This is a genomic window from Stenotrophomonas sp. HMWF003, from assembly GCF_003061285.1.
GTDB classification, from domain to species: Bacteria; Pseudomonadota; Gammaproteobacteria; order Xanthomonadales; family Xanthomonadaceae; genus Stenotrophomonas; species Stenotrophomonas maltophilia_AP.
Window position 1 is genome coordinate 1 of the sequence record NZ_QAIW01000319.1, and the last position, 4,805, is coordinate 4,805.

General features: G+C 67.5%; 5 protein-coding genes. 4 read left to right on the top strand and 1 reads right to left on the bottom strand.

The genetic code is table 11. The features are described 5' to 3' along the window. The 3 genes from DBR34_RS12985 to ung all read left to right on the top strand — a co-directional run. A partial coding sequence (locus DBR34_RS12985) for an ABC transporter permease (RefSeq protein ID WP_146186838.1) occupies positions 1 to 792 on the top strand: 792 nt, incomplete at its 5' end. Between the two features lie 7 nt (positions 793 to 799). Next, complete coding sequence (locus DBR34_RS12990) at positions 800 to 1,642, top strand: response regulator (RefSeq protein WP_128097100.1); 843 nt, start codon at positions 800 to 802, stop codon at positions 1,640 to 1,642. Further along, positions 1,639 to 2,346 (top strand): uracil-DNA glycosylase, encoded by a 708-nt coding sequence (gene ung / locus DBR34_RS12995; protein WP_128097101.1) that lies wholly within the window; start codon positions 1,639 to 1,641, stop codon positions 2,344 to 2,346. The genes DBR34_RS12990 and ung overlap by 4 nt, the downstream gene beginning before the upstream one ends. A 31-nt stretch (positions 2,347 to 2,377) precedes the next feature. Here ung and DBR34_RS13000 read toward each other — a convergent pair whose 3' ends face one another. Further along, positions 2,378 to 2,743, bottom strand: coding sequence for a helix-turn-helix transcriptional regulator (locus DBR34_RS13000; RefSeq protein ID WP_038685836.1), 366 nt, complete (start codon positions 2,741 to 2,743; stop codon positions 2,378 to 2,380). A 333-nt stretch (positions 2,744 to 3,076) separates the two neighbouring features. Between DBR34_RS13000 and DBR34_RS21380 the strand changes: the two genes are divergently transcribed. Continuing rightward, positions 3,077 to 4,805, top strand: a 1,729-nt coding sequence (locus tag DBR34_RS21380) for a hypothetical protein (protein WP_181393994.1), incomplete at its 3' end; no start/stop codon positions are given.

A 4,805-nucleotide genomic window follows, 5' to 3' on the forward strand; every position in this document is an offset into this window, starting at 1 on the left:
CCGTTGGGCCTGTCCATCGCGCTGGACAACCTCACGCATTTCGCCGGCAGCGTGCAGCAGTCGCGCGACATCAACCTGTTCCTCAAGACCGACATCGACGCCGCCGCCGCCGGGCAGGTCGCCGATTCGCTGCGCGGCCGGGCCGACGTGGCCAACGTCACCCTGCAGACGCCGGACCAGGGCCTGCAGGAACTGCGCGAGGGGGCGGGGCTGGGCGAGGCGATCGATGCGCTGCACGACAACCCGCTGCCGACGCTGTTGATCGTCACTCCGAAGGCGGGCGCCGATGACGCGCGCCTGGCGCAGTCGCTGGAAGGCCTGCCACAGGCGGACCTGGTGCAGCACGATGCGCTGTGGCGCAAGCGCCTGGACGCCTGGCTGGGCTTCGGTGCGCGGCTGGTGCAGGTGCTGTCGGTGCTGCTGGGCCTGGGCGCGGCCCTGGTGGTGGGCAATACCGTGCGGCTGGACATCCAGGCGCGCCGCGAGGAAATCGGCGTGCTGCAGTTGCTGGGCGCCAGCGATGGTTTCATCCGCCGCCCGTTCCTGTACCTGGGCGCGTGGTACGGGCTGGGCGCCGGCGCGGTCGCGTTGGCGCTGATCGGCGTGGCCGGGCTGGCCTTGCGCCCGCCGCTGGCCGCGCTGTCTGAAAGTTATGCCAGCCCGTTCGTGTTGCACGGGTTGGATCTGCTGCATTCATCGTTCGTGCTGGTCGGCACCGTGGTGCTGGGCTGGCTGGGCGCGTGGCTGGTGACGGGGCATTTCCTGCGCCAGACCCGACCGACCGAAACCTGAGGCCCGCATGCGCCCGCAAGCCCTGAAGCACCTGGTCGACGATGCACCGCGCGTGATGGTGGTCGACGGCTCCAAGCTGGTCCGCAAGTTGATTGCCGATGTGCTGCAACGCGAACTGCCGGCGGTGGAGGTGGTGGGCTGCGCGAGCATCGAAGAGGCGCGCAACGCGCTTGAAGCCGGGCCGGTGAACCTGGTCACCACCTCGCTCACGCTCAGCGATGGCGACGGCCTGGCGCTGGCGCGGCTCGTTCGCGAAACCGCCGGGCAGGCGTACGTGCCGGTGATCGTGGTGTCCGGCGACGCACAACAGCACCTGGAACAGCGCCGCTTCACCGACTACGTCACCGACTATTTCGACAAGGCGCTGGGCCATGAGGCGCTGGCGACGTTCATCCGTGGCTATGTGCAGCCGGAAACCATTCCCGGCGCCACCATCCTGTACGTCGAAGACAGCCGCGTGGTGGCCGAGGCGACCAAGCGCATGCTCGAACGCCAGAGCCTGCGCGTGCTGCACGTGATGACCGCCGAGGAAGCCTTCGCGCTGCTCACCGCCGAATCGCTGGGCCGCAGCAGCCACCGCATCGACCTGGTGCTCACCGACGTGACCCTCAAGGGCGAGCTGAGCGGGCTGGACGTGGTCGAGCGCGTGCGCGTGGATTTCGGCTACGGCAAGCGCCGCCTGCCGGTGCTGGTGATGACCGGCGACGGCAACCCGCTCAACCAGTCCGGCTTGTTGCAGGCCGGTGCCAACGACCTGGTGCAGAAGCCGATCGAAGAGCGCCTGCTGGTGACCAAGGTCCTGTTCCAGCTGCGCCTGTCGCGGCTCAATGAAAAACCCGTGGTGCGATGAACGACGAGGCAACCCCCAGCATCCAGCTTGAACCGAGCTGGAAGGCGCGTATTGGCGAATGGCTGCTGCGTCCGGACATACGTGACCTGTCCAGTTTCCTGCGCCAGCGCAAGGCGGCCGGCGCGCAGGTGTTCCCGCCTGGCCCGCAGATCTTCGCCGCCTTCGACGCCACCCCGTTCGATCAGGTCAAGGTGGTGATCCTGGGGCAGGACCCGTATCACGGTCCCGGCCAGGCCCATGGCCTGAGTTTCTCGGTGATGCCCGGCGTACCGGTGCCGCCGTCGCTGCTCAACATCTACAAGGAAATCGAAGCCGACCTGGGGATCCCGCGCCCGGACCACGGCTGCCTGCTGCCGTGGGCGCGCCAGGGCGTGCTGTTGCTCAATGCGGTGCTGACCGTGGAGGCCGGCCAGGCCGGTGCGCACCAGAAGCGCGGCTGGGAAGGGTTCACCGACCATGTCGTGGACACCCTCAACCGCGAGCGCGACGGGCTGGTGTTCATGCTGTGGGGCAGCTACGCGCAACAGAAGGGCAAGGTGATCGACACCGCCCACCACCGGGTATTGAAGGCGCCGCATCCGTCGCCATTGTCGGCGCACCGCGGTTTCCTCGGTTGCCATCATTTTTCGATGGCCAATGACTATCTGCAGCGACGCGGCCAGGCTCCCATCGACTGGTCGCTGCCGCCGCGCGCGGCACTGTAATCCGGCGCGGCCGCTGACCGGCCGCCGCCGGTTACTCGGTCAACATTTCCATGATCGCGCGCGCCACCTGGCGTTTGCGCGCGGGCATGCGCCGCAGCAACGAGAGAATCTCGGTTTCCTGGGCGGTACGTGCCGCTTCCACCGGCAACGCGTCCGGCAAGGGCAGGTCCACGCCGTCCTCCGGACGCCCGGGACCGCGCCCCGTCGCCAGCCATTCAAAATGGACTTGCGTCACAATTGCGATGCAGGCAAGGTGTTGCACGCTCGGGAATGTTCCGCCTTCCCGTTCCCACTGCGCCACGGCGCTGCGTCGCACGCCGGCCGCCAACGCCAACTGCGCCTGTGACAGGCCAGCCGTTAGTCGGGCTCGCCGGATTCTGTCGCACATGGCCTGCATTTAATGCCCCCTTTCCCTGTTCGGTAAGCCCTGCTTCCCTGGAAGTGATTCTTTTCCCGCGTGTACAGAATCGCTGTCGTCGACTGCTGCATCAGGGGTATTCGTGCGACGCCGGCCCGCCAGCAAGCGCCACTGTCCCCCTATTTCACGCCGTCTTGTTTGACGGAATTCTGGTTGCCCCGCATTAATCGGCCCGAACCGGACATAAACGCATTCCCAAGCGGGAAACGGCACCGGCAGGGCACGATCAGAACGACGACGGAGTAACTCCGCCGTCACGGTCGAACTCTGCCAAAAATCGGCGGAGACGCATGTATGGTTAATGTGAAAGGCGTGAACGTTCCGTCAGTGCGTTGGCAGTCATGGCTGCTCCTTGCACTACTGGCGGTGCTTTCATGCCTGGGCCAGGCCCGGGCGCAATCGGCCTGTACCGCCGGTGCGTGCGTCAGTGCCGGTCCGCGCCTGGCCTCGGTCGATTCCACCCAGAGCCCGGTACTCAACCTGCTGTTCGGCGCGCTGTTGCCGGGCACCAGCCTCAACCTGAGCGTGGCCGACTGGAACAACCTGGCCGGCGCCAACATCAATCTCAACGCACTGCTGACCCAGCTCAATGGCGGGGTGGTGGTGAGTGATCCCAGCCAGGTGCTCAACGCCAACATCACCCTGGGCCAGCTGCGCGCGGCGATGGTGCAGGTGCTGCAGGCCGACGGCCAGACTGCGGCGGCCAATGTGCTCAACGCACTGCCGCTGGGCGTGGCCGGCACCACCGGCAACATCCGCCTGGCCGACCTGCTGCAGATCGCACTGCCCACCGGGTCGCTGGCCACCGTGCGCCTGAACGTGCTGGACCTGCTCACCGGTGGCGTGCAGCTCTACAACTTCCGCAACGTGCTCACCACGCCCACGCCGATCACGGTCAACACCGCGGCGCTGGGTCTCAACGGTGTCGCCAACGTGCGCCTGTGGCTGCAGGTGATCGAACCGCCGGTCTACACCTGCGGCTCGGTGGGGGCGGCGTTCCACAGTGCGGCCATCCGCATCAAGCTCGACCTGGACCTGGTGCAGGGGCTCAACACCGGCACGCTCAGCGCCGCGCTCAACGGCCTCAACCTGCTGGGGGTGTCGCTGTCCAACACCAGCATCAGCGCCGACGTGCTGCACCTGCAGCTGTATGCCGACGTGGCGCGCGCCGAAGGCTCGATCTCGGCGGTGAACCTGGTGGGCAACGCAGTCACCCTGCAGGCGCGGCCGGGCCTGGTGAACCTGTATGTCGGCCAGATCAGCGACGCCACCTTCTTCAACCGCAGCACCGTGCTGACCGAGACGGCACTGACCGCTGCCACGCTGACCTCGCTCAGTGTGAAGGTGCGGGTGGCGGCCAACGTGCTGGGCCTGCTCACCCCGATCGCCGACATCACCGTCCCGCTCACGGTCAGCGTGCGCAGCTTCGCCACCGCCACGCCCGGGCTGCAGAGTGCCAGCTTCACCGGCCCCTACCCACAGACCCGCACGTTGACCGCCGGCACGGTGAGCGCGGCCACGATGGTGTCCACGCTGGTCAACTCACTGAACATCCAGGTCACCAGTGGCAACCCCACCGTGACCCTGCTCGGCGGCATCCCGCTGCCGCTACCGGTGGCCGACCTGGTCAACGGCATCGTCAACACGCTGCTGACGCCCATCCGCTCCGCCGTCAACGTACTGGTCACCCCCGTGCTCACTGCCGTGCTCGGGGGCCTGGTCGACAACCTGCTGGCGCTGCTGGGCATCCGCATCGGCCAGGCGGTGTTCACCGTGGAGGGCATCACCCAGGCCTGCGCGGCGACGCTGCAGCTGGTCAAGGACCTGCAGCCCACCAGCGACACCGGCCGCTTCAACCTGTCCATCACCTACAACGGCAGCACGGTGGGTTCGGCCAGCAACGTGGGCAACAACGGCGCCACCGCGGCGGTGATCACCGTGCCCGGCGGCAGCTACGCGCTGGCCGAAGCGGCCGCCGCCGGCACCACGCTGGCGCGCTACGCCAGCAGCTGGCAATGCACCGACCAGAACAACACCGTGG

What these genes read in the sequence shown, in the direction of transcription:
- DBR34_RS12990 (WP_128097100.1), top strand. Translation starts at nt 800, where the DNA reads ATGCGCCCGCAAGCCCTGAAGCACCTGGTCGACGATGCACCGCGCGTG.
- ung (WP_128097101.1), top strand. Translation starts at nt 1,639, where the DNA reads ATGAACGACGAGGCAACCCCCAGCATCCAGCTTGAACCGAGCTGGAAG.
- DBR34_RS13000 (WP_038685836.1), bottom strand. Translation starts at nt 2,743, where the DNA reads ATGCAGGCCATGTGCGACAGAATCCGGCGAGCCCGACTAACGGCTGGC.